Consider the following 19,395-nt stretch of genomic DNA (forward strand, 5'->3'; position numbering starts at 1 on the left):
CTCACCGTTCCAGGACATAGTGTCCCGGCGCCGGGCCGAGCGGGCCGAGGCCGCGCTTCGCCGATCCGATCGCCCGCGCCGCCACCGGCTCCGCGTCCGATTGCCGGTCCAGCCAGTCCGCCCAGGGGCGCCACCACGACCCGGTGCGGGCGGGTGTCGAGTCCAGCCACAGGTCGGGGTCGACATAGCGGTCGTCGGGTCCACGCTCGCTCATGCGGTACTGGCGGTCGGGACGGTCGGGGCCGGCGACGATGCCGGCATTGTGGCCGCCGTCGGTCAGCAGGAAGGTGACGGTCGTGTCGGTCTGCAGGTTGATCTTGTAGACCGACCGCCAGGGCGCCACATGGTCGCGCCGCGTCCCGACGGCGAAGATCGGCGCCCGGATGTCCGACAGGGCGACCGGGCGGCCCTCCACCTTGTAGCGTCCTTCCGACAGGTCGTTGCCCAACAGCAGCTGATGCATGTATTCCGAATGCATCCGGTAGGGCAGCCGCGTTCCATCGGCATTCCAGGCCATCAGGTCGGTCACCTCGGGCCGCCGGCCGCGCAGATATTGCTGGACCGCCTGCGACCAGATCAGATCGTTCGAGCGCAGCATCTGGAAGGCGCCGGACATCTGCGTGGTGTCGAGGTATCCCGCCTCCCACATGATGTCCTCCAGATAGGCGACCTGGCTTTCGTTGATGAAAAGCATCAGTTCGCCGGCCTCGGTGAAGTCGGTCTGGGCGGCCAGCAGCGTGATCGACTTCAGCCGCCGGTCCCCGTCGCGGGCCATCGCGGCGGCGGCGATCGTCAGCAGCGTGCCGCCCAGGCAATAGCCGCAGGCGTGCACGGGCGGCGGCGGGCCGTCTTCCGTGTCGCAGATCGCGCCGATGGCGTCGAGCGCCGCCATCACCCCCAGTCGCCGGTATTCGTCGAGGCCGTAATCGCGCATCTCCGGACCCGGATTGCGCCAGGAGATGGCGAACACGGTGAATCCGCGGCCGACCAGATAGCGGATCAGGGAGTTTTCGGGCGACAGATCGAGGATATAGTATTTCATGATCCAGGCCGGCACGATCAGCACCGGTTCGGCATGGACCGAGCCGGCCGATGGTGCGGTGGCTGGCGCGTACTGGATCAGTTCGATCAGTTCATTCCGGAAGACGACGCTGCCCGGCGTCACCGCCACGTCCCGGCCGACCTGGAACGCATCGAAGCCCTTCGCCTGCTGTCCGGTCATCAGGCGCAGGGCGTCTTCCATCCAGTTCGCCATGCCGAAGGCGAAGTTCATGCCGCCGGTGGCGATGACCGTGCGCAGGGTCTCGGGATTGGTGAAGGGGTTGTTGGACGGCGCCGCCACGTCGAGAAGCTGACGGGCGACGAAGGGCACGATGCGGGCGTTGGCCTGCGACAGGCCGGGAATGTCGGTGGTCGCGTTGTGCAGCCACTGCTGTGCCAACAGGAAGGACTGGGCATAGAGTGAATAGGGAAACTGCCGCCAGTCGGGATGGGCGAAGCGGCGGTCGCCCGGCAGCGGTTCGATGCAGGGCGGGGTGTCGCGGTCGATGGCAGCGGCGCCGGCATAGACCATCAGCCGCACCAGTTTGCGCACCGCCTTGTCGGCCAGGACGGCCTGCTTGCCCGGCGCATTGCCCAGATGCATCGCCCAGTCGGCGAAGGCCAGCGTCACCGCCGCCGGCGAGATCGACAGGGTGAAACGGCCCTGCCACGCATGCACCAGCCGGTCGATGATCTCGCCGCTGAAGGGCAGATAGGGAAATCCATAGGCCGGGCTGCGCATCGCCGTTCCCATTGTCGCCGTTCCGGGTGGAGGCGCCGGAATGGCCGCCGGACCGACCGCTGCCGGCGCGGCGTCGGACCGGTTGGGGGCAACGGGGCGGTCGGCTTTCAGTTGGGCCATCGGCATGGCTCTTCTCCTTGGCTTGGCAACCGTCTGTGCAACGGCGTCACCCATCCCAGCAGCTTGAGGAGAGCACGGCCTTAACGCCGGTTAAGGCCGGCATCGGAAAGCCATGGCTGAATGGCGTCATTCTCCCGACACGGCTGCACGGATGCCGTTCAGGGAGGCCGGCAATGGAGTGCGAACCGCCATTGACGAACTTCAAAACCGCCAAATGGGGAGACGGGCCATGGTCATCACCTTCGAGGACTGCGTCGGCATGAGCGGGCTGACGAAGGAGGAGATCGACGCGATCGCCACGCACGAGCATCTGCCGGAGATCGTCGCCTCCGAGCTGGGCAGCTATCTGGTCGCGACCGAGGCGGGGCAGGGCGAAATCCGCCGCATGATCGAGGACGACATCGCCGAGGCGAAGGCGCACGGCCAGCAGGAACGCACCGCGCTGCTGAAGCTCGTCCTGTGCCATTTCCTGCAGGAACATGTGGCCGCCCGCAGCGTCGATCCCTGACGGACGGGATCGCCGGCGGCCGGCCTGACCGTCGGCGATCCTGTGTTTCGCGATCCTGTGTTTCAGCGGCCTGTTCTGTGGCGCCGGGAGATCAGGACTTGGCGATCTCGATGGTGCGCTTGGTGGGCTTGCTCGGCTCCGCCTTCGGCAGCACGATGGTGAGCACGCCGTTCTTCATGCTGGCCGTGATCGCGTCCGCCTTCACATTGGCCGGCAACCGGAAGGTGCGGGCGCACAAACCATAGCGGCGCTCCGAGAAGTAACGGTTCTTGTCCTTTTCCTCCGTCTCCTCCTTCTTCTCGGCCTTGACGGTCAGGATGTCGTCCTGGATGGAAACCTCGGCGTCCTTCTCGTCCATGCCGGGGATTTCCAGGGTGACGCGGTACTCGGTCTCCCGTTCGTCCACTTCCGCCGGGGGCACGATCGCCTCCAGGTCGGCGTCGCCGCGCAACAGCGGCTCCAGGCCGAATACCGGGCGGCGGCTCCATGGGAAGCGCAGCATGGACGACGCCTCGTCGAACAGGCGGTCGAATTCGTCGCGCAGGGCGAAAAGCGGATGGCGATTGCGCTCCGCCACTTCCTTGGCCGCCTGGCCGGTGGTCTTCAGCTCCTTCGGCTTTTCGGCGGCGCTCGTTTCAGTCATGGTCATGGCATCCTCCTGGTTTTCCCTTGGGATTACCCTTGTGACGCGATGGTTTTTAGCACCCGGCGGAGCCGGCCGACTTTATCTGGATTAAGGCCGGTCGATCTTTCGTCGGAGAAGACGGTCGACGCTGCGGTTCGCCCGGGCGATCGGGATGGCGAAGCCGATGCCGCTGTTGCCGACGGCCGACCCGATCAGGCTGTCGTTGACCCCGACCAGCTCGCCCCGGAGAGTCACCAGCGCGCCACCCGAATTGCCGGGATTGATCGAGGCGTCGGTCTGGATGAAGGAACCGTCGGGCTCGGTCGGGTTGCGCGACCCCAGACCGCTGACGATGCCCAGCGTCGCGGTTTGGGCGAGGCCGAACGGGTTCCCGATCGCCACAACGAAATCGCCCACGCGCAGATCGTCGGAATTCCCCAGCGGCACCGCAACGAGGTCGCGCGCCTCGACCTGAACAACCGCGATGTCGCCGTCCGCGTCGGTGCCGACGATGCGGCCGGGGAGGCTCCGCGCGTCCTTCAGCGTGACGGTGATGTCGTCCGCCCCGTCGACGAGGTGGCGGGTGGTGAGGATGGTGCCGGTGGGCGCGTCGATGACGATGCCGGACCCTTGGACGAGGAACCGTTCCTCCTCCGGCCGCATGCGCTTGGGCAGGCCGAGCATGGCGCGGAATTCCGGGTCGCGGATCAGGGCCATTTCCTCCGCGGAAAACTGGCCGCTTGCCGCGATGCTGACCACTCCCGGCAGCACCCGCTCCAGCATGGGGGCGAGCGTGGGCATGGCGTTCGGCGACATGCCGTTCGGCGGTTCGACGGAGCCGTTCAGGGCGCAGGCGCCGAGGCTCGCCAGCACCGCCGATCCGATCGCCGTGCGTCGCACCAGATCGACGATCCGTTTCGCGGTCTTTCGAGACATGCGCTGCGCCCCCGCCTGAAACCGCCGCACCCACCGGCCGGCGCGGGACCCGCACCGGCAAGGCGAACCCGTCATTTGTCCTGAATGGTCTGGATGTAATAGACCAGCTCCAGGATCTTTCCGCGGACGACCTGTTCCGACCCCCAGGGCCAGAAGTCCTGCACCGATTCGGCCCGGAACGCCGACCCCCAGACCGGCATTTCCCGCGGGCCATGGGCCCCGATCGACTCGCGCCCGTCGATCATCCCATAGAGATAGTCGAGCGGGAAGACGCCCTTGTTGCGCTCGCGGATGGTGGTCAGATCCGCCGGTTTCCTGGTGAGGTAATCGGCATAGGGGCCGTCGCCATGACCGGTGCGGCCGTGGCACACCGCGCAGTTGGCGAAGTAGGAGGATTGGCCGATCGGCTCGTCAGACCTTCCCGTGGCCTTTTCGGAGCGCGATTGCGCAAGCGCCGGCGAGCACAGCGCAGCGATGCCCATGACCATGACGATCCGGGCGAAGAGCCGCCCGCCGGACAGGGTAGGGTGCATGGTGCCCTCCATCGTTGGTGTCGGGACAGAATGGCGGATGGCGGAGCGCGGGGCCTTAACCGGGATTAATGCCGCGGCGATGCGAAGGTCCGATCCTGGTCTTGCGAATGTCGGGAACGCCTCGGTCCCGTCAGCCGGAGGGATGGACCATGTACCGCAAGATTCTTGTTCCGCTGTCCAACGCGGCCGGCAGCATGGATGCCGCGCTCGACGCCGCACTCTTCATCGGCCGCGTCTTCGGTGCCCGTGTCGAGGTGCTGTACGCGCGCCCCAGCCCGGAGAACCTGATCCTGGTGCTCGGGAAGGGCTTTGCCGGCACGATGCTGGAAAACGCCATGCGGGAGGTCCAGGCGAAGATCGCACGGGATTGCCAGGCCGCACATGAGCGGATGCAAGGGCATCTCCGCCAGGCGGCGGCTGCCGGCCGCGATCCGGAGATCGTCTGGCGCGAGGTAGACGGGCCGGCCGACAAGACGATCGCGACGGAAGGGCGCTTCGCGGACCTCCTCCTGTTCGCCAAGCCCAAGCATGACGGCGTGACCGACAACGTCTGGCGGTCGATGTTCGACGCCGCCCTGTTCGGAACGGCCCGCCCGGTGATCCTGACTCCCTTCACGGCCGTGCGGCCCATCGGGTCGAGGATCATGATCGCGTGGAACGGCAGTCCTCAGGCAACCAGGGCCATGGTGGCGGCGCTGCCCCTGCTGCGCCATGCGCAGGAGGTCCTCATCGGAACCTTCGGATTGGGGGACGACATCCACGCCGATACGGAGCGGTTGCAGGACTATCTGCTGATGCAGGGGGTCGAGGCCAAGGCCGAACATCTGCCGGCAAGCCTGCGCGAGACCGGCAGCGTCCTGCTTGCGATGGCGGCCCAGTTCGGCGCCGACCTGCTCGTCATGGGCGGGCATGGCCGCAACCGCTTGCGGCAGTGGACGTTGGGAAGCACCACGTCCCATGTGGTGGGGCTCGCCACCATACCGGTGCTGATGGTGCATTGAGGCAAGATTGCGCCTGTTCGATGGGTAACGGTCATTGGATTTGGGTGGAGGCGTTGCGCCAGACGCCCTCGCGCCAGCGGTCCGGCTGAAGCGTCGGAGACGGGAGGACCGCGGAGCAGGGCGCCGGCGCTGCGGTCATCTCCGCCAGACCGGCCAGCCGTTGCCAGTCCATGACGCGCAGGCGCCCCTTGGCGAAGGACAGCAGCCGGGCGGCCCGCATCTCCTTCAAGGTCCGGCAGACGTGAACCGAGGTCAGGCCGGTCGCGTCGGCGATCACCGTCTGGCTGATCGGAAGCGCGAACTCGTCGACACCGGCGCCGGCCTCCCGGGGCTGGCGTTGGCACAGCGCGACGAGCAGACGGGCGATCCGCTCGGTCGCGGTGCAGGTGCCGAGCCCGCCCAGCAGACGCCAGTCCGAAATCGTCTCCGCCGCCAGAAGCGACCACATCCGCAACGTCAGTTCCGGTGCGGTCTGGCAGAACCGCATCAGCGACTGGCGCGGGATCGGACAGGCGGTGAGGTCGGTCAGCGCCTCCACCGTGCAGGGCATGCAGCCGTCGGCGGTCGTCTCGAACCCGACCATGCTGCCGGGCATGGCGAAGCGAAGCACCTGGCGACGCCCGTTCTCGTGGAAGACGGACACCGCCGCCCAGCCCCGGCGAATGATGAACACCATCTCGCTGCCGTCCCCTTCGGCGAAGACGCAGCCGCCCGCCGGCACATGCCAGAGCGGGTGCTTGATGGTGCCCAGCGCCTGGAGCTGCGCGTCGGAGGCGCTTGCGCATAGCCCGTCGCGTCGAACCGGGCAGGACTGGCATTCGGGCCGCATGGGATGCCTTTCTCGCATGTGCCTAATGTCTCGGCTCTTTCCGGCCTGTGGGTGGCAGATCGGGGCGCAGTTGGGAGAGCACATGAGCTTGCGCCAGGGAGTCGATCAGGGCTGAAACGATGACGTGGCTGCCGATGGGACCGTCCGCCGCTTCCTGGGCCGCTTCCAGGTGTCCGTCGAGGCGACAGGCCACGGTCAGCTTGACGGCGACGCCGAGCGGGGTTTGGGCGGGGGTGCTGATGAGCGAGCGCAGCAACCGCTTCCGCCGGGCGGTTTCCCCGTCTTTGGATTCGCGGTAGCGTTCGTGCAGCAGCAGGAGAGCGTGATCGCTGTGCGAGCCGGATGCAAGTGCGGCGACAGCAAAGCTCAAGAGTTCCGCGTAGAGCGCTTCGCTGTTCGAAAAGCCATGCGATGACGACATGGTCGTCTCCACAGAACCGTCAGAGAGCGGTGAGGGCGATGAGGCAATCCACTTGGAAAACGAAATTTGCGCCACTGCAAGGTGCGAGCGATTTGACATGGATCAAACCTGCGGAAACCCATACCAAAGAGTCTGAGGCCTATTCAAAACGATAGGGCTTCGACGTTCGCGCGGCTTCGGAAGCCGGGGTCGATGCGCCTTGTGTTCGTCGTCCAGGTTCAAAAAAGGACATGCCGCTGCGATCGGCATGCGGGGGGCATTCGGCCCGGCGGCGCAATGGGCAACCTGATCGCTTTGCGGGCAGTTCGGGCGTCGCCGGAGCGGCCGAAGCGCCGACGGACGGTCAAGGACGGGTCTGGTACGGGCGTTGCAGAGCCTGCGCGCCTTCATCCCGCCTTTTTCCTCTTCACCACAGGAGCACCGCCATGAAGCGCGAAGACGTCACCGAAAAGGTCCTCAGCAAGAAGCGTCTGGCGCGGCTGACCTGGGCGGAGATCGCCGAGCGCATCGGCGGCGCTTCTCCCGTGCTGATCACCGCGGCCCTCATGGGGCAGATGCCGATGACAGCCGAACAGGCGGCCGTGGCGGCGGAGCTGTTCGGCCTGGACGAGGAGGAGACGCTGCTTCTCCAGGAGATCCCCTATCGCGGTTCGCTGCCCACCGCCGTGCCGACCGATCCGCTGATCTACCGCTTCTACGAACTGGTGTCGGTCTATGGCACCACCTGGAAGGAGCTGATCCAGGAGGAGTTCGGCGACGGCATCATGAGCGCCATCGACTTCGAGATGGAGATGGACAGGCAGCCGGATCCCAAGGGCGACCGCGTGAAGATCACCATGTCCGGCAAGTTCCTGCCCTACAAGCGCTTCTGAGCCCGGACCGGCGCCCGCCGTCCGGTCGTGGCGGCCCCGCGGTCGTGTACGGACGGACGGGCGCCGGCATCCTTCGGGGCACGCCGACTGCCTGCTTGTCCGGGCGGAAGGCTGGCGTAGGATTCGCTCCCGGTCTTCTGAACATGGCGTCGACAGGCGCCGGGCAGGGCAGGGAGGACATCATGGCGCAAGCGGATCTGGCGTGGCTGCGGACCCTTTACCAGCGTTATGGCGCCGGCGAGGTGCAGGCGGTGTTCGATCACCTGTCTCCCGATGTGGAATGGATTTCCAACCGGGAGTCGCCGGTCTTCGCCCCCATGTCCGGTACATTCCGGGGGCCGGAGGGCGTCCGCCAGTATTTCGACGGGCTGATCCGGGATTGGAGCATCGATCGCCACGACATGCTGGACATCACGGTGGAAGGCGACGATGTCCGGGTGACGAATCTCGTCGGCGCCACCTACCGCAAGACCGGCAAGCGGATCGAGACGGTGACACACCACCATCTGCGTGTGAACGACGGCCGCATCGAGCGCTTCGAAGAACGGTTCGACGATGCCGCCGTCGCGCTCGGATGCGAAGCCGGTTGCGGCGAGGAGACGGCAGCCGACGTGACGCGTCCGGGCTGAGGCCGGCGACGGTTACGAACGCGGGGCCGGGTCCTTCGGTGCGGCCTCGTTCCGCGATGCGGCGAGGAAGGCTTCGATGGTGGCCAGCGCCATGCGTTCGTCTTCGATGACGACATGCCGGCGGAGTTCCTGCACCGCCGCAGCCAGACCGCCCGATGCGAAGGCCCGGTGAACCGCCTGGGTGGCCTTTTCGTCGATGAGTTGCATGATGTCCATGGACTCCTTTTGGAGGGCTGGTCAGCGCAGCACGATTGCCCTGTGGTCGTGGACCATGACGCGCGCTTCGATGTGCAGGCGGATGGCGCGGGCCAGCACGACGCTTTCGACATCGCGGCCGATAGCGACCAGATCGTCGGGCGACATGGAATGGTCGACGCGCGCCACCTCCTGCTCGATGATCGGACCTTCGTCGAGATCGTCGGTGACGTAATGCGCCGTGGCGCCGATCAGCTTCACGCCGCGCTTGTAGGCCTGGTGATAAGGCTTGGCGCCCTTGAAGCTGGGCAGGAAGCTGTGATGGATGTTGATGATCCGCCCGGCCATCCGCGTGCACAGGTCCTGCGACAGCACCTGCATGTAGCGGGCGAGGACGACAAGCTCGACCTCGTTCGCCTCCACGATCTCCATGAGGCGGATTTCCTGTTCCCGCTTGGTGCCGGCGGAGACCGGAAGATGGTGGAAGGGGATGCCGTGCGATTCGACCAGCGACTTGAAATCGTCGTGGTTGGAGACGACGCCGACGATGTCGACCGGCAGCGCCCCGATGCTGTGGCGGTACAGCAGGTCGTTCAGGCAATGGCCGAACTTCGACACCATGATGAGGATCTTCGGCCGCCGCCGCGCGTCCCGCAGGGTCAGGGTCATCGCGAAGCGGTTCACGATGGGCTGCAGCTCTTCGATGAGGCCGGCTTCGCTGCGGATCGCTTCGGGAGCGTCGAAGGCCATCCGCAGGAAGAAATGCTCGCCGTCGTGATCGACGAACTGCGCGCTTTCGATGATGTCGCAGTCGCGCTCCGACAGGTAGGTCGAAACGGCCGCGATGATCCCCGGCCGGCTCCGGCAGCTGACGGTCATGTAGAACGGGTTGTGAGTCTGACGCATCGCAGGTCTCGCGCGGAAGGGAAGGCCGGAGGGCTCAGGCGAGGTCGACGAGCGTCGGTTCGTAGCCGAGCCGGGCGAGGAAGGCCGACAAATCGTCGGGGTGCATCGACAGCGTCGCGCGGTTGGTCATCGGGTGGAAATTGACCGTGTCGCCGGCCAGAACACGCCGGTCCAGCACCAGACGGACACGGCGTTCCTTGTCCGCCACCAGGGCCAGCGGGCTGACGCCGCCCGGCTCGATCGACAGCACCTGCTCCAGCGTGACCGGGGAGGCGAAGGACAGCTTGGCCGAGCCGATGACCGGGGCCAGTTCCTTCATGTTCACCGATTGATCGTGCGGCAGCACGACCAGCCACAGAACGCCCTTGGCATCCTTCAGAAGCAGGTTCTTGGTGTGCACGCCGGGAACGCTGCGCCAGTGTTCCTCGGCGTCGGCGACGGTGCGCACCGGCGGATGGGCGTGCAGGCGCATCGGCATCGATGCAAGGGCGAGTTCCCGGCACAGGTCTTCCGGAATGCCGGCTTCACGCCAGTGCATCTGCATGGTGTCGGTTTGGTCGAGCATTTTCGCCATCCTTGTGGGTCCGGCAAGCCATGGAGAGCGGATTGCCGCTGTGCGGGTCGAGGGCACCGTGGATGGTTGCGATCCCGACCTTTCCGTAGGACGCAGCATGGCAAAGGGATCCACCCGCCGATTGTACGGGTGCGTCACCGGCATTGCATGAAACTGCCTTGCGGCTTGGCGGGAAGGGAGAGCCTCAGCCCTTGCGGAAGACGGACGGCGTCATGCCGCGGCGTTCCTTGAAGGCGCGGACGAAGTGCGACGAATCGCAGAAACCGACGGCGGCGGCGATCTCCGTCACCGACTGTTCGGTGTTGCGCAGCAGGAATTCGGCGTGCTCCAGCCGCATGATGCGGTAGGCCTCGGTCGGCGTCATGCCCAACGCATTCTGGAAATGCCGTTCCATCTGGCGCCGGGCGGCTCCCAGCCGGCGGGCCATCTCCGCCACCGACAGCGGCACGTCGATGTTCTGCTGCATCAGCAGCAGCGCTTTCCGCACCACCTCGTCATTGGTGGAGAAGTCGAGCGGGATGCCGGGCTGCGGCTTCTCCCCGCGCAGCGCGTCGTCGATGATCATGATGTGCAGGCTCTTGCGCGCCTGGGCACGGCCGACATGCTTCTCGACCAGATAGGCGGCGAGATGGGCCGAGCTGGTCCCGCCGGAGCAGGTCAGCCGGTCGCGGTCGACGATGAAGATCTGGTCGGACACCGGCGTAATGCCGTCGAACTGCTCCAGGAAATCGGCATGGTGGAACCAGCTGATGCAGCAGCGATAGCCGTCCATCAGCCCGGCCCGCTGCAGGATGAAGGCACCGGTGCAGACGCCCACCAGCGGGATCCTCGATGCCGCCGCCTGACGCAGATAGCGGATGTAGTCGGGGCTGAGGTTGGAGATCTCGTCGATCAGACCGCCGATCACGACGATGTAGTCGAACTTTGCCGGATCGCCGAGCCGCTCGGTCGGCTGGACCAGCATGCCGCAGCTGGACGCCACCGGCCGCATCTGGTCCGACAGCACGGCCCAGTCGCACAGGATCGGCCGGCTGCGATCGCCCTCGTCGGCGGCGAGCCTCAGCACGTCGACGAAATTCGCGAAGGCGCACAGCGTGAAGCGGTGGGCGAGGATGAAACCGACGGACAGGCGCGGTGCCGCGGGACGGTTCGGGAACCGGCCGGCCCTGGCGGCGTTTGATCCGTTGCTGCCTGCCGCGATTCCGCTGGCCCCAGTGTTGCCAGCCCCAGTGGTGTTCGTCATGTGACCTCCGGCGGACCCAGCGTCGCATGGGTGACATTAAACTGACGCATCCGTCCTGTCCAACAAAGGGTCGCTTCCCGATACTGTCAGCACGTTGAACTTCGCGGTGCTGCCATGACCCGCTTCTCATTCTCCTCGCTTTTGACGAACGCGCTGACCGGAAACAAGAACTGGCAGCCTCAATGGCCCGACGCGGAGCCGAAAGCCGAATATGACGTCGTGATCGTCGGCGCGGGCGGGCATGGTCTGGGTGCGGCCTATTATCTCGCCAAGGAACACGGCATCACCAATGTCGCGGTGGTGGAGAAGGGCTGGCTCGGCGGCGGCAACACCGGCCGCAACACCACCATCATCCGCTCCAACTACCTGTACGACGAAAGCGCCCGGCTCTACGAGCATGCGGTGAAGCTGTGGGAAGGGCTGAGCCAGGAGCTGAACTACAACGTCATGTTCTCGCAGCGCGGCGTGATGATGCTGGCGCACACGGTGCACGACGTCCAGAGCTTCAAGCGCCACATCCATTCCAACCGCCTGAACGGCATCGACAACGAGTGGCTGACGCCTGAGCAGGCCAAGGAATATTGCCCGCCGCTGAACATCGCCGCCAACGCCCGCTATCCGGTAATGGGTGCGGCGCTGCAGCGCCGCGGCGGCACCGCCCGCCATGACGCGGTCGCCTGGGGCTATGCGCGGGCCGCGTCGGCGCGCGGGGTGGACATCATCCAGAACTGCCCGGTGACGGCGATCCGCCGCGACGCCTCCGGCCGCGTCACCGGCGTGGAGACGGCGCGCGGCTTCATCAAGGCGAAGAAGGTCGCGGTGTCGGCCGCCGGCAACACCTCGGTGGTGATGGACACCGCCGGCGTCCGGCTGCCGCTGGAAAGCTATCCGCTGCAGGCGCTGGTGTCGGAGCCGGTGAAGCCGGCCTTCCCCTGCGTCGTGATGTCCAACACCGTGCATGCCTATATCAGCCAGTCCGACAAGGGCGAGCTGGTGATCGGCTCGGGCACCGACCAATACACCTCCTACAGCCAGCGCGGCGGCCTGCCGCTGATCGAGCACACCGTCGCCGCCATCTGCGAGGTGTTCCCGATCTTCAACCGCATGCGCATGTTGCGCAAATGGGGCGGCATCGTCGACGTCACCCCCGACCGCTCGCCGATCATCGCCAAGACGCCGGTGCCGGGGCTGTATGTGAACTGCGGCTGGGGAACCGGCGGCTTCAAGGCGACGCCGGGCTCGGCGAACGTCTTCGCCCATACCATCGCCCGTGACGAGCCGCACCCGATCAACGCGCCCTTCACGCTGGAACGCTTCAAGACCGGCCGGCTGATCGACGAGGCCGCCGCCGCCGCCGTCGCGCATTGAGGAAACGACCATGCTGCTCATCCGCTGCCCATATTGCGAAGCCGAGCGCCCGGAGCTGGAGTTCACCTATGCCGGCGAGGCGCACATCGCCCGCCCGGCGGACCCGTCCGCCCTGTCCGACGACGAATGGCGCGACTTCCTGTTCATCCGCACCAACCCGCGCGGCCGGCATTTCGAACGCTGGCGCCACATGCACGGCTGCGGCCGCTTCTTCAACGCGGTGCGCGACACCGTGACCGACAAATTCGCCATGACCTACAAGGCGGGGGCTCCGCGTCCGAGCGACGAGGAGATCGCGCTGGCCGCCTCCAGCGTCAAGGAAGCACGTCCATGAGCAATTTCCGCATTGCAGGCAAGGGCAGGGTCAACCGCAGCCGTCAGGTCCGCTTCTCCTTCGACGGCGTGGACTACACCGGATACGAGGGCGACACCCTGGCGTCCGCACTCCTGGCCAACGGCGTCCATCTCGTCGGCCGCTCCTTCAAGTACCACCGGCCGCGCGGCTTCCTGACCGCCGGGTCGGAGGAGCCGAACGCGCTGGTCGGCACCGACCGCGGCAACGGCCGGTTCGAGCCGAACACCCGGGCGACCGTGCTGGAGGTGTTCGAAGGGCTGAAGACCGAGAGCCAGAACCGCTGGCCGTCGCTGACCCGCGACATCGGTGCGGTGAACGACTCGCTCTACATGATGTTTTCGGCCGGCTTCTACTACAAGACCTTCATGTGGCCGAAGAGCTTCTGGAATAAGGTCTACGAGCCGTTCATCCGCAGCGCCGCCGGCCTGGGCAAGGCGCCGACCGCTCCCGATCCCGACACCTACGCCAGCCGCTTCGCCCATTGCGACGTGCTGGTCGTCGGCGGCGGCGCCGCCGGTCTCGCCGCCGCGCTGGAAGCCGGGCGCAGCGGCGCCTCGGTCATCCTGTGCGACGAGCAGACGGAGCTTGGCGGCTCGCTGCTGTCAGAGCCGGCTGCCGAGATCAACGGGCAACTGGCCTGGGACTGGCTGGAAGACACCAACGCCGCGCTGGCGTCGATGCCGAACGTCACCGTGCTGCCGCGCACGACGGCCATCGGCTATTACCACCAGAACTTCGTCGGCCTGTGCCAGCGGCTGACCGACCACCTCGCCATCGTGCCGGACGGCGCGCCGCGCGAACGGATGTGGAAGGTGCGGGCCAAGCAGGTCGTGCTGGCCCAGGGCGCCATCGAGAAGCCGCTGGTGTTCGCCGGCAACGACCGGCCGGGCGTGATGCTGGCCGGCGCCGCGCGCACCTACCTGAACCGCTACGGCGTCAAGGTCGGCAACCGGGTCGTCGTCGTCACCACCCATGACAGCGCTTGGCATGCCGCCTTCGACCTCGCCAAGGCGGGGGTGGAGGTCGCGGCCATCGTCGATGTCCGCGGCACCGTTCCGACCCAACTGGTTTCCGCCGCCGACGCGCTGCGCATCAAGACGAAGATCGGCTGGACCGTCACCGGCACCAAGGGCCGGCTGCGCGTCTCGTCGGTGCGGGTCAATCCGGTCGGCGCCGGCGGCAAGGTCGGCGGCGCCGAGACCATCGCCTGCGACGCCCTGCTGATGTCGGGTGGCTGGACCCCCAGCGTCCATCTGTTCTCGCACACCCAGGGTTCGCTGACCTGGAACGAGGACGGCCAGATGTTCCTGCCCGGCCGTGGCAAGGAGGAATGCCGTCTGGCCGGTGCCGGCAAGGGCCGCTTCGGGCTGAAGGCGGCGTTCGAGGATGGCGCCGCGGCCGGTGCCGCCGCTGCGGCGGACGCCGGGGCCGGGTCTGGGGCCGAACCGGCCTCCTACCATGTGGAGGGCGAGCTGTCCTTCACCGGGGTGACCGGCCGCGAGCTGCCGACCGACCGCGATCCGGGCCATGCCAAGGCCTTCGTCGATTTCCAGAACGACGTGATGGCCAAGGACATCCGGCTGGCGGTGCGCGAAGGCTTCAAGTCGATCGAGCACATCAAGCGCTACACCACCAACGGCATGGCGACCGACCAGGGCAAGACGTCCAACATCAACGGTCTGGCCGTCGCGTCGGATGCGCTGAAGCGGCCGATCCCGGCCGTGGGCCTGACCACCTTCCGTCCGCCCTACACCCCGACCACCTTCGGCACCTTCGCCGGCTACAACAAGGGCGCGCTGTTCGACGTGACGCGCAAGACGCCGATCGACGGCTGGGCCGAGGAAAACGGCGCGGTGTTCGAGCCGGTGTCGCTGTGGCGCCGCGCCTGGTACTTCCCGCAGGTCGGCGAGGACATGCACACGGCGGTGGCGCGCGAGTGCAAGGCGGTGCGCACGTCGGTGGGCATGTTCGACGCCTCCACCCTCGGCAAGATCGAGATCGTCGGTCCCGACGCCGCCGAGTTCATGAACCGCATGTACACCAATGCCTGGACCAAGCTGGCGCCTGGCCGCTGCCGCTACGGCCTGCTGCTGGGCGAGGACGGCTTCATCCGCGACGACGGCGTGATCGGGCGTCTGGCCCATGACCGCTTCCACGTCACCACCACCACCGGTGGTGCCGCGCGCGTGCTGGGCATGATGGAGGATTACCTCCAGACCGAATGGCCGGACCTGAAGGTCTGGCTGACCTCGACCACCGAGCAATGGTCGGTGATCGCGCTGCAAGGTCCGAACGCCCGCAAGCTGATCGAACCGTTCGTCGAGGGCATCGACCTGTCGGAAGGCGCCTTCCCGCACATGGCGGTGGCGACCGGCAGGATCTGCGGCGTGCCGACCCGGCTGTTCCGCGTCTCCTTCACCGGCGAACTCGGCTTCGAGATCAACGTGCCGGCCCGCTACGGCCGCGCGGTGTGGGAGAAGCTGTTCGAGGCCGGGCAGCGCTTCGGCATCACCCCCTACGGCACCGAGACGATGCACGTCCTGCGCGCCGAAAAGGGCTACATCATCGTCGGGCAGGACACGGACGGCACGCTGACGCCGGACGACGCCGGGCTGTCCTGGGCCGTCGGCAAGACTAAGCCGGACTTCGTCGGCAAGCGGTCGCTGTCGCGGCCGGACATGCTGGCGAACGACCGCAAGCAGCTGGTCGGCCTGCTGACCGCCGATCCGAAGACCGTGCTGGAAGAGGGGGCGCAGATCGTCCTCGACCCCAACCAGCCGGTGCCGATGGAGATGGTCGGCCATGTGACCTCGTCCTACTGGAGCGCCGAGCTGGGGCGGTCCATCGCCTTTGCGGTGATCCAGGGCGGCCGGTCGCTGCAGGGCCAGACCGTGCATGTGCCGATGCCGGACAACGTCCATTCCGCGACCATCACCGGCATGGTGTTCGTCGATCCCGAGAACAAGCGTCTCAGCGCATAGGAGGCCTAACCGTGCTTCTGGCCAATCACCCGTTGCTGGGCAAGACGATCGCCGGCGACAAAACCAGCAGCCTGACCATCCGTGCGGCCGAGGACGTCGCCCGCTTCAGCCTGCGCATCGATCCCGCATCCGCGCAGTCGGCCGGGGCCGCCTTCGGCACGCCGCTTCCCACCCGCATCGGCGGTTTGGTGGAGAATGGCGGCCGGACCGCGCTCCAACTCGGCCCCGACGAGTGGGTGCTGCTGGCGCCGGTCGCCGAGAGCGACGCCATCGCCGAGGCCTTCGCCGCCCTGCAGGAGCCGCACAGCCTGGTCGACATCGGCCATCGCGAGGTCGGCATCCTGGTGGAAGGCGAGGCGGCGGCGCTCGCGCTCCGCTCGGCCATCGCCTTCGATGTCGAGGCGATGCCGGTCGGCAGCGGCTGCCGCACCATCTTCGACAAGGCGCAGATCGTCCTGATCCGCGAGGACAACAACCGCTTCCGGATCGAGGTCTGGCGCTCCTTCGCCGACCATGTCTGGGGCCTGCTGCAAGCCGTCAGCCGCGAAATCGCGCTCGGCATCTGATCGGGAGAACCGCACATGAACCGTCATCAGTCACTGCCGAAGCCCGATCTCGCCGACACCGCGATTGCGGCGGCCATCGACCGCGAACTGAACCGCCAGAAGTACGAAATCGAGCTGATCGCCTCGGAAAACATCGTCTCGGCGGACGTGCTGGCCGCGCAGGGGTCGATCCTCACCAACAAATACGCCGAAGGCTATCCGGGCCGCCGCTATTACGGCGGCTGCCAGTTCGTGGACGAGGTCGAGACCATCGCCATCGACCGCGCCAAGAAGCTGTTCGGCGCCGGCTTCGTCAATGTCCAGCCGCATTCGGGCGCCCAGGCCAATCAGGCGGTGTTCCTCGCCCTGCTGCAGCCGGGCGACCGGGTGATGGGCATGTCGCTGGCCCATGGCGGCCATCTGACCCATGGGTCGCCGGTGACGATGTCGGGGAAGTGGTTCGACATCGTCAGCTATGAGGTGCGCGAGAGCGACCAGCGGATCGACTATGAAGCGCTGCGTGCCAAGGCGCTGGAAACCAAGCCGAAGCTGATCGTCGCCGGCGCGTCGGCCTATCCGCGGGTGATCGACTTCGCCGAGTTCCGCCGCATCGCCGACGAGATCGGCGCCTATCTGATGGTGGACATGGCCCATTACGCCGGGCTGGTCGCCACCGGCCATTATCCGGACCCGCTGCCGCATGCCCATGTGGTGACCACCACCACGCACAAGACGCTGCGGGGTCCGCGCGGCGGCATGATCCTGACCAATGACGAGGCGCTGGCGAAGAAGTTCAATTCGGCGGTGTTCCCGGGTAACCAGGGCGGCCCGCTGATGCATGTCATCGCCGCCAAGGCGGTCGCCTTCGGCGAGGCTCTGACCCCGGAGTTCAAGGCCTATGCGGGCCAGGTGGTTGCCAACGCCAAGGTGTTGTCCGACACGCTGGTGAAGGGTGGGCTGGACATCGTCTCCGGCGGCACCGATTGCCACATGGTGCTGGTCGACCTGCGGCCGAAGGGCGTCAAGGGCCGCGATGCCGAGCGCGCGCTGGAGCGGGCCGGCCTGACCTGCAACAAGAACTCCATCCCGTTCGACCCGGAAAAGCCGGCGGTGACCTCCGGCATCCGGCTGGGCACCGCGGCGGGCACCACCCGCGGCTTCGGCGAGGAGGAGTTCGCCCGCATCGGCGAGCTGATCCTGACCGTGGTCGACGCCCTGGCCGAAGCCGGCCCGGACGGCAACCCCGATGTCGAGAAGCGGGTGCACGGCGTGGTCCGGGAACTGTGCGAGCGCTTCCCGATTTATGGTTGAGAGTTTGTGAGTTTTTGTGAGTCCTGCCGAGAGACGTTCAAGATTGAACCGCTTCGCACCGGATCTCATCATGAGCATCTCTCGGCCGTCATTCCCGCGAAGGCGGGGATCCAACAGTTTCGAAAGCTTAGACGCGGAGCCGCCTGGATCCCCGCCTTCGCGGGGATGACGGCCGAGAAGAGCTTTGAAAACTCACGAACTCTGACGAGGCGCCCGATGTTCCTCAGCGTATTCGATGTGTTCAAGATCGGCATCGGCCCATCCTCGTCGCACACGATGGGGCCGATGACCGCCGCGGTGCGGTTCCTCGCCATGCTGCGGGAGTGGACCGGGACAGCGCCTGCCGCCGTCCGGGTCCGGCTGCACGGGTCGCTGGCCTTCACCGGCAAGGGCCATGCGACGGATCGGGCGGTGGTGCTCGGCCTGCTCGGCTACCGGCCGGACAATCTGGACGTCGACGAGGCCGACCGCCGCATCGCCGAGCTTTACAACGGGCGGACTCTGACGCCTCCCGGCCTGCCGCCGCTGGCGTTCGATCCCGAGGCCGACGTGGTGTTCGACTTCGGGCCGGCGCTGCCGGGCCACGCCAACGGGCTGGTCTTCGAGGCGCTGGACGGGCAGGGCACGGTTCTGCTGTCCGAGACCTTCTATTCCATCGGCGGCGGCTTCGTCGTCACGGCGGCGGAGCGGGAAGCGGCCCCGACCGCGGCCCGCGAGGGGAGCGCCGAGTGGCCCTATCCCTTCGAGCGTGCCTCCACCATGCTGCGCATGGCCAGGGAAAGCGGCCTGTCGATCGCCGAGATGAAGCGCGCCAACGAACTGGTGCATCACTCCGGTCCGGAGCTGGACGACGGCCTCGACCGCATCTGGGCGGTGATGAACGGTTGCATCGAACGCGGTTTGAGCCTGGACGGCCAGCTGCCGGGCAGCCTGAAGGTGAAGCGGCGGGCGAAGGCCATCCACCAGCAGCTGCTGCGGGAGCGCGGTGTCAATTCCAGCCAGCCGCATGTCGCATACGACTGGCTGAGCGTCTACGCGATGGCGGTCAACGAGGAGAATGCAGCCGGCGGCAAGGTGGTGACCGCGCCGACCAACGGGGCGGCCGGCGTCGTGCCGGCGGTGATCCGCTATTACCTGGACCATTGCGCCGGGGCCGAACCGGCCAAGGTCGCCGATTTCCTGCTGACCGCCGCGGCCATCGGCGGGCTGATCAAGCACAACGCCTCGATCTCCGGGGCCGAGGCCGGTTGCCAGGGCGAGGTCGGGTCCGCCGCCGCCATGGCCGCCGCCGGTCTCTGCGCCGTTCTGGGCGGAACGCCGGAGCAGGTGGAAAATGCGGCGGAAATCGCGCTGGAGCATCACCTCGGCATGACCTGCGATCCGGTGGCCGGGCTGGTGCAGGTGCCGTGCATCGAACGCAACGCCATCGGCGCCACCAAGGCGGTCGCTGCGGCATCCCTGGCGCTGCGCGGTGACGGCCAGCATTTCATGCCGCTGGACAACTGCATCCAGGCGATGCGGCAGACCGGCGAAGAAATGAGCAGCAAATTCAAGGAAACCAGCCTGGGCGGACTCGCGGTCAATCTGCCGGAGTGTTGATGGGCGCAGCTACCCATCATGCGATGTCGCATGACGGGTAGTGTTTTCCATAAGGACCGTT

Annotated in this window: 20 protein-coding genes; 10 read left to right on the plus strand and 10 right to left on the minus strand. The window is 67.0% G+C overall.

Going from position 1 to position 19,395, the window contains the following annotated elements; all coding sequences use genetic code 11:
* Window position 1 precedes the first annotated feature (1 nt).
* Window positions 2-1,909 carry a PHA/PHB synthase family protein gene (locus tag B9N97_RS00330; protein ID WP_085082191.1) on the minus strand — a complete coding sequence of 636 codons (1,908 nt, stop codon included), beginning with the start codon at window positions 1,907-1,909 and terminating at the stop codon, window positions 2-4.
* Window positions 1,910-2,132: 223 nt separating this feature from the next.
* Between B9N97_RS00330 and B9N97_RS00335 the strand changes: the two genes are divergently transcribed.
* Complete coding sequence (locus tag B9N97_RS00335) at window positions 2,133-2,411, plus strand: hypothetical protein (RefSeq protein ID WP_085082193.1); 279 nt, start codon at window positions 2,133-2,135, stop codon at window positions 2,409-2,411.
* A gap of 91 nt (window positions 2,412-2,502) precedes the next feature.
* On the opposite strand, the gene B9N97_RS00340 is transcribed toward B9N97_RS00335, so the two are convergent.
* From B9N97_RS00340 to B9N97_RS35870, 3 genes are all read right to left on the minus strand, one after another.
* Window positions 2,503-3,060, minus strand: a complete 558-nt coding sequence (locus B9N97_RS00340) for an Hsp20/alpha crystallin family protein (RefSeq protein ID WP_085082195.1) — start codon at window positions 3,058-3,060, stop codon at window positions 2,503-2,505.
* Between the two features lie 84 nt (window positions 3,061-3,144).
* Window positions 3,145-3,972 (minus strand): S1C family serine protease, encoded by an 828-nt coding sequence (locus B9N97_RS00345; RefSeq protein ID WP_167393151.1) that lies wholly within the window; start codon window positions 3,970-3,972, stop codon window positions 3,145-3,147.
* Between the two features lie 71 nt (window positions 3,973-4,043).
* Window positions 4,044-4,505 (minus strand): c-type cytochrome, encoded by a 462-nt coding sequence (locus tag B9N97_RS35870; RefSeq protein WP_143266304.1) that lies wholly within the window; start codon window positions 4,503-4,505, stop codon window positions 4,044-4,046.
* Between the two features lie 149 nt (window positions 4,506-4,654).
* Here B9N97_RS35870 and B9N97_RS00355 point away from each other — a divergent pair, with 149 nt between their 5' ends.
* Window positions 4,655-5,506: a universal stress protein gene (locus tag B9N97_RS00355; protein WP_167393152.1), complete on the plus strand. Its 852-nt coding sequence runs from the start codon at window positions 4,655-4,657 to the stop codon at window positions 5,504-5,506.
* 31 nt (window positions 5,507-5,537) lie between these two features.
* Here B9N97_RS00355 and B9N97_RS00360 read toward each other — a convergent pair whose 3' ends face one another.
* Window positions 5,538-6,335: a Crp/Fnr family transcriptional regulator gene (locus B9N97_RS00360; RefSeq protein ID WP_167393153.1), complete on the minus strand. Its 798-nt coding sequence runs from the start codon at window positions 6,333-6,335 to the stop codon at window positions 5,538-5,540.
* 22 nt (window positions 6,336-6,357) lie between these two features.
* On the minus strand, window positions 6,358-6,756 hold the full coding sequence (locus tag B9N97_RS34625) for a hypothetical protein (protein ID WP_143266305.1): 399 nt from the start codon (window positions 6,754-6,756) through the stop codon (window positions 6,358-6,360).
* Window positions 6,757-7,181: 425 nt separating this feature from the next.
* On the opposite strand from B9N97_RS34625, the gene cynS reads away from it, so the two are divergent.
* Both cynS and B9N97_RS00375 read left to right on the plus strand, forming a co-directional pair.
* Complete coding sequence (gene cynS / locus B9N97_RS00370) at window positions 7,182-7,628, plus strand: cyanase (RefSeq protein WP_085082205.1); 447 nt, start codon at window positions 7,182-7,184, stop codon at window positions 7,626-7,628.
* A 182-nt stretch (window positions 7,629-7,810) separates the two neighbouring features.
* Window positions 7,811-8,257: a nuclear transport factor 2 family protein gene (locus B9N97_RS00375; protein ID WP_167393154.1), complete on the plus strand. Its 447-nt coding sequence runs from the start codon at window positions 7,811-7,813 to the stop codon at window positions 8,255-8,257.
* 12 nt (window positions 8,258-8,269) lie between these two features.
* Here the strand turns inward: B9N97_RS00375 and B9N97_RS00380 are convergent, their stop codons facing one another.
* From B9N97_RS00380 to B9N97_RS00395, 4 genes are all read right to left on the minus strand, one after another.
* Window positions 8,270-8,464 carry a hypothetical protein gene (locus B9N97_RS00380; RefSeq protein ID WP_085083219.1) on the minus strand — a complete coding sequence of 65 codons (195 nt, stop codon included), beginning with the start codon at window positions 8,462-8,464 and terminating at the stop codon, window positions 8,270-8,272.
* Window positions 8,465-8,494: 30 nt separating this feature from the next.
* A complete protein-coding gene (purU, locus tag B9N97_RS00385; RefSeq protein WP_167393155.1) occupies window positions 8,495-9,358 on the minus strand; it encodes a formyltetrahydrofolate deformylase in 864 nt (287 codons plus the stop codon).
* Window positions 9,359-9,392: 34 nt separating this feature from the next.
* Window positions 9,393-9,923, minus strand: coding sequence for a prolyl-tRNA synthetase associated domain-containing protein (locus tag B9N97_RS00390; protein WP_085082208.1), 531 nt, complete (start codon window positions 9,921-9,923; stop codon window positions 9,393-9,395).
* 193 nt (window positions 9,924-10,116) lie between these two features.
* Window positions 10,117-11,175, minus strand: coding sequence for a GlxA family transcriptional regulator (locus B9N97_RS00395; RefSeq protein WP_085082210.1), 1,059 nt, complete (start codon window positions 11,173-11,175; stop codon window positions 10,117-10,119).
* A 114-nt stretch (window positions 11,176-11,289) separates the two neighbouring features.
* On the opposite strand from B9N97_RS00395, the gene B9N97_RS00400 reads away from it, so the two are divergent.
* The 6 genes from B9N97_RS00400 (at window position 11,290) to B9N97_RS00425 (ending at window position 19,334) form a co-directional block, all read left to right on the plus strand.
* A complete protein-coding gene (locus tag B9N97_RS00400; RefSeq protein ID WP_085082212.1) occupies window positions 11,290-12,543 on the plus strand; it encodes a sarcosine oxidase subunit beta family protein in 1,254 nt (417 codons plus the stop codon).
* 10 nt (window positions 12,544-12,553) lie between these two features.
* Window positions 12,554-12,877 carry a sarcosine oxidase subunit delta gene (locus B9N97_RS00405; protein WP_085082214.1) on the plus strand — a complete coding sequence of 108 codons (324 nt, stop codon included), beginning with the start codon at window positions 12,554-12,556 and terminating at the stop codon, window positions 12,875-12,877.
* Window positions 12,874-15,879, plus strand: coding sequence for a sarcosine oxidase subunit alpha (locus tag B9N97_RS00410; protein WP_085082216.1), 3,006 nt, complete (start codon window positions 12,874-12,876; stop codon window positions 15,877-15,879). The genes B9N97_RS00405 and B9N97_RS00410 overlap by 4 nt, the downstream gene beginning before the upstream one ends.
* A gap of 11 nt (window positions 15,880-15,890) precedes the next feature.
* Window positions 15,891-16,445 (plus strand): sarcosine oxidase subunit gamma, encoded by a 555-nt coding sequence (locus B9N97_RS00415; RefSeq protein ID WP_085082218.1) that lies wholly within the window; start codon window positions 15,891-15,893, stop codon window positions 16,443-16,445.
* A gap of 15 nt (window positions 16,446-16,460) precedes the next feature.
* A complete protein-coding gene (glyA, locus tag B9N97_RS00420) occupies window positions 16,461-17,735 on the plus strand; it encodes a serine hydroxymethyltransferase (RefSeq protein ID WP_085082220.1) in 1,275 nt (424 codons plus the stop codon).
* A gap of 216 nt (window positions 17,736-17,951) precedes the next feature.
* The gene (locus B9N97_RS00425; RefSeq protein ID WP_085082222.1) at window positions 17,952-19,334 is read left to right on the plus strand and encodes an L-serine ammonia-lyase; all 1,383 of its coding nucleotides are present in this window, start codon (window positions 17,952-17,954) and stop codon (window positions 19,332-19,334) included.
* Window positions 19,335-19,395 lie beyond the last annotated feature (61 nt).

Origin of the sequence: Azospirillum oryzae, assembly GCF_900177515.1 — a bacterium.
GTDB classification, from domain to species: Bacteria; Pseudomonadota; Alphaproteobacteria; order Azospirillales; family Azospirillaceae; genus Azospirillum; species Azospirillum oryzae_A.

What these genes read in the sequence shown, in the direction of transcription:
- B9N97_RS00380 (WP_085083219.1), bottom strand. Translation starts at nt 8,464, where the DNA reads ATGCAACTCATCGACGAAAAGGCCACCCAGGCGGTTCACCGGGCCTTC.
- B9N97_RS00360 (WP_167393153.1), bottom strand. Translation starts at nt 6,335, where the DNA reads ATGCGGCCCGAATGCCAGTCCTGCCCGGTTCGACGCGACGGGCTATGC.
- B9N97_RS00330 (WP_085082191.1), bottom strand. Translation starts at nt 1,909, where the DNA reads ATGCCGATGGCCCAACTGAAAGCCGACCGCCCCGTTGCCCCCAACCGG.
- B9N97_RS00345 (WP_167393151.1), bottom strand. Translation starts at nt 3,972, where the DNA reads ATGTCTCGAAAGACCGCGAAACGGATCGTCGATCTGGTGCGACGCACG.
- B9N97_RS34625 (WP_143266305.1), bottom strand. Translation starts at nt 6,756, where the DNA reads ATGTCGTCATCGCATGGCTTTTCGAACAGCGAAGCGCTCTACGCGGAA.
- B9N97_RS00340 (WP_085082195.1), bottom strand. Translation starts at nt 3,060, where the DNA reads ATGACCATGACTGAAACGAGCGCCGCCGAAAAGCCGAAGGAGCTGAAG.
- B9N97_RS00390 (WP_085082208.1), bottom strand. Translation starts at nt 9,923, where the DNA reads ATGCTCGACCAAACCGACACCATGCAGATGCACTGGCGTGAAGCCGGC.
- glyA (WP_085082220.1), top strand. Translation starts at nt 16,461, where the DNA reads ATGAACCGTCATCAGTCACTGCCGAAGCCCGATCTCGCCGACACCGCG.
- B9N97_RS00355 (WP_167393152.1), top strand. Translation starts at nt 4,655, where the DNA reads ATGTACCGCAAGATTCTTGTTCCGCTGTCCAACGCGGCCGGCAGCATG.
- purU (WP_167393155.1), bottom strand. Translation starts at nt 9,358, where the DNA reads ATGCGTCAGACTCACAACCCGTTCTACATGACCGTCAGCTGCCGGAGC.
- B9N97_RS00375 (WP_167393154.1), top strand. Translation starts at nt 7,811, where the DNA reads ATGGCGCAAGCGGATCTGGCGTGGCTGCGGACCCTTTACCAGCGTTAT.
- B9N97_RS35870 (WP_143266304.1), bottom strand. Translation starts at nt 4,505, where the DNA reads ATGCACCCTACCCTGTCCGGCGGGCGGCTCTTCGCCCGGATCGTCATG.
- B9N97_RS00410 (WP_085082216.1), top strand. Translation starts at nt 12,874, where the DNA reads ATGAGCAATTTCCGCATTGCAGGCAAGGGCAGGGTCAACCGCAGCCGT.
- B9N97_RS00425 (WP_085082222.1), top strand. Translation starts at nt 17,952, where the DNA reads ATGTTCCTCAGCGTATTCGATGTGTTCAAGATCGGCATCGGCCCATCC.
- cynS (WP_085082205.1), top strand. Translation starts at nt 7,182, where the DNA reads ATGAAGCGCGAAGACGTCACCGAAAAGGTCCTCAGCAAGAAGCGTCTG.
- B9N97_RS00405 (WP_085082214.1), top strand. Translation starts at nt 12,554, where the DNA reads ATGCTGCTCATCCGCTGCCCATATTGCGAAGCCGAGCGCCCGGAGCTG.
- B9N97_RS00400 (WP_085082212.1), top strand. Translation starts at nt 11,290, where the DNA reads ATGACCCGCTTCTCATTCTCCTCGCTTTTGACGAACGCGCTGACCGGA.
- B9N97_RS00395 (WP_085082210.1), bottom strand. Translation starts at nt 11,175, where the DNA reads ATGACGAACACCACTGGGGCTGGCAACACTGGGGCCAGCGGAATCGCG.
- B9N97_RS00335 (WP_085082193.1), top strand. Translation starts at nt 2,133, where the DNA reads ATGGTCATCACCTTCGAGGACTGCGTCGGCATGAGCGGGCTGACGAAG.